This is a genomic window from Thermoanaerobacter thermocopriae JCM 7501 (assembly GCF_001310975.1).
GTDB classification, from domain to species: domain Bacteria; phylum Bacillota; class Thermoanaerobacteria; order Thermoanaerobacterales; family Thermoanaerobacteraceae; genus Thermoanaerobacter; species Thermoanaerobacter thermocopriae.
In genome coordinates this window covers 1-2,447 of the sequence record NZ_BAZY01000066.1, presented here as the reverse complement: position 1 = coordinate 2,447, position 2,447 = coordinate 1, and the positions used below count along the sequence as shown (strand labels likewise).

Here is a 2,447-nt window from a genome sequence, read left to right as displayed (position 1 = left end):
TTGATAGAACTAAAGTATGTAAAGAAAAATGAAAAAGACAAAGTAGACAAGATAAAAGAAGAAGGGATAAAGCAGCTCAAGAAGTATAGAGAAAGCAGAGGGCTTAAAGAGAGAGAAGACGTAAAGCAAGCGCTAATCATATTCATAGGCAAGGACGAATACCAAGTAATTGAATAAACAGACGATGCCTTATTCCACCTAAAAACGGGGGTAGTCCGTCGGCACCCCACATCGCCGGAGGCGCTTCTTAAGTAGAGGGGGTATTATTGTGCATATCGAAAAAATGAAAGAGCTTTTTCGCCAATGGTTACAGGAAAAAAAACTTCCTAGTCTTAAAAGAAGAAATGTCGAGAATTCCGGTACAGGACGTAGCGGAAATTTTGAACCATCTGGATGCTAAAAACAGCCTGCTGGCTTTCAGACTGCTGCCTAAGGATAGGGCTGCAGAAGTATTTTCATATCTGTCGGATAAAATAAGAGTAGCCTTTTCGCGGATGATCGAAGAAGACGAATTGAAAAGCCTGGTAGAAGATCTCTTTTTCGATGACAAGATAGATTTTCTGGAAGAAATGCCTGCCAATGTAGTAAAAAAAATACTCCAGCGGACGCCGGAAAGCGAACGAAGGCTTATTAACCAGTTTTTAAATTATCCCGAAGATTCCGCTGGCAGCATCATGACCATCGAATTTGTAGACCTGAAAGCCGATATGACGGCGGCTCAAGCCCTTACTCATATTCGCTATACTGCTCCTAAAAAGGAGACCATTTATACCTGTTACGTCATAGACCAGGAAAGACATCTTTTAGGTGTCGTTTCCTTGAAAGACCTGGTGATGGCAGACCCTGGCACCAGGATCGAAGACTGATGGACAAACAGGTTATAGCTGTAAAAACCTACGATGACCAGGAATTCGTGTCATCACTGTTTAAAAAATACGACCTGTTAAGCATGCCTGTAGTAGACCAGGAAAACCGTCTGGTTGGTATTATAACCATAGACGACGTGATGGACGTTCTGGAAGCGGAAAACACCGAAGATATTCAACGAATGGGTGGAATAAGTCCTACTGAAGAATCTTATATAAGTCAAAGCCCCTTTACCATGGCCAAAAACAGGCTGTTTTGGCTTATGGCCTTGATGATTTCGGCCACATTCACCGGCCGGATCATACAAAAGTTTGAAGACTTTCTCCATGATGTGGTAATCCTGGCCGCCTTTATACCTATGCTAATGGATACAGGAGGAAATGCAGGTTCCCAGTCATCGACAATGGTAATTCGAGGCCTGGCGCTGGACGAAATTAAAACACGGGATGTTTTTAGAGTAGTTGCAAAAGAGTTTATGGTGAGCATTATTGTTGGCCTTTCTCTTGCTGGCTTGAACTTCTTACGGCTTGTTGTTATTGAGCAGGTGAGCACTACCATCGCTCTGGTGGTCAGTCTTACACTGGTGGTAACAGTGATTATGGCCAAGATAGTCGGCGGCTTATTGCCGCTTTTAGCAAAAATGGCTAAAATTGACCCCGCCATTATGGCCAGTCCCCTCATAACCACCATCGTAGACGCCATGGCTTTAGTGGTATATTTTTATATTGCTGGATTGTTCATTAAAATATAAAGATACGGGCAGGTGTCGAGAGCACGAGGCTTGCCAATTCATTGGCGATGTAGTCCACTTTAAAGAATAAGGAAAATTAGGAGTGGTAAGAATGAAGAAAATACCCTATGGGATGTCAAATTTCAGAGCGATGAGAGAAGAAAGATATTTGTATGTAGACAAGACGATGTATATAGAGAAGATAGAGAACCTAAACAGCAAATACCTGTTTTTCATAAGGCCGAGAAGATTTGGGAAAAGTCTCTTTCTTTCCACATTGGAGAACTACTATGACGTAAACAGTGAAAAAGACTTTGAGAAACTATTTGGCGACTTATATATAGGGAAGAAGCCAACAAAGCTAAAGAACAGTTATATGATACTCAAGCTGAATTTTCAGGCCTAAACACCGACAACAAAGACCAACTAAAAGAGTCCTTTTTGCTAAGTGTGAAAAATTCAATAAATGCCTTATTAAACAGGTACGAAGGTATATTAGAAAATACGGAAGGAATAAGGAAGAAAATTGACCAAATAACTGATATAAACGCAGTTATAATGACGATAATAAATGAAGTAAAAAAAGTAGGTAAAAAGATTTATCTAATAATAGACGAATATGACCATTTTGCCAATGACATAATAGCGATGGGGGACAGTGAATTTTATAGAGAGATAGTAAGGGTATCAGGTTTTGTAAGGGACTTTTATGAGACATTAAAGATAGGGACAGAGACTGTAATAGACAGGATATTCATAACGGGTATATCCCCGATAATGTTGGATGACTTAACAAGTGGATTTAACATAGCATTAAATGTCACAATGGATTTAAGCTTAAATGAAATGT

General features: G+C 40.0%; 2 protein-coding genes and 2 pseudogenes. All 4 read left to right on the top strand.

Annotation, left to right across the window (positions count from 1 at the left end; all coding sequences use genetic code 11):
* Window positions 1-177 (top strand): annotated as a pseudogene (locus tag JCM7501_RS15550) (ATP-binding protein); the annotation flags it as partial.
* A 203-nt stretch (window positions 178-380) separates the two neighbouring features.
* On the top strand, window positions 381-866 hold the full coding sequence (locus JCM7501_RS16840; RefSeq protein WP_256201499.1) for a magnesium transporter MgtE N-terminal domain-containing protein: 486 nt from the start codon (window positions 381-383) through the stop codon (window positions 864-866).
* Window positions 866-1,618, top strand: coding sequence for a magnesium transporter (gene mgtE, locus JCM7501_RS16835; RefSeq protein WP_256201498.1), 753 nt, complete (start codon window positions 866-868; stop codon window positions 1,616-1,618). The genes JCM7501_RS16840 and mgtE overlap by 1 nt, the downstream gene beginning before the upstream one ends.
* Window positions 1,619-1,709: 91 nt before the next feature.
* Window positions 1,710-2,447 (top strand): annotated as a pseudogene (locus tag JCM7501_RS12345) (AAA family ATPase); the annotation flags it as partial.